1 protein-coding gene and 1 pseudogene are annotated in these 387 nt (G+C 57.9%); one reads left to right on the forward strand and one right to left on the reverse strand.

Features of this window, described 5'->3' with window-relative positions; all coding sequences use genetic code 11:
• Window positions 1-123, reverse strand: a pseudogene (locus WDW90_RS38405) (orotate phosphoribosyltransferase); the annotation flags it as partial.
• Between the two features lie 95 nt (window positions 124-218).
• On the opposite strand from WDW90_RS38405, the gene WDW90_RS38410 reads away from it, so the two are divergent.
• Window positions 219-387 (forward strand): glutathione S-transferase N-terminal domain-containing protein (locus tag WDW90_RS38410; protein ID WP_336492911.1); only part of this gene is annotated, 169 nt, incomplete at its 3' end.

Consider the following 387-nt stretch of genomic DNA (forward strand, 5'->3'; position numbering starts at 1 on the left):
GTTGAAATAAAAATCGCTCTTGCGGCCGGAGGCCAGCGTGATTTCGCCGCGTCCGAACGAGCGGGTGCGGATGATGTCGGCGAGGCGTGCGCGCGGGGAGGGGTTGGACAAGGGCAATCTCATGCTAGGGGGATTTTATCGAATTTAGCGCCCGTTGCGTGGACATTCCAGTGCGGATCGCGCACCGTCAACAGTGGAAGTCCATACAAGGTAATCGCATGACCATCGACCTTTATACCTGGAATACGCCCAACGGCCGAAAAATCAGCGTCGCCCTCGAGGAAATGGAGCTACCCTACAGGGTCCACCCGATCAATATCGGCAAGGGTGAGCAGCACGCGCCGGAGTTTCTCAAGATCAGCCCCAATAACCGCATCCCCGCCATCG

The sequence above is a fragment of the Methylobacterium nigriterrae genome (genome assembly GCF_037106235.1).
In the GTDB taxonomy this organism is placed as follows: Bacteria; Pseudomonadota; Alphaproteobacteria; order Rhizobiales; family Beijerinckiaceae; genus Methylobacterium; species Methylobacterium nigriterrae.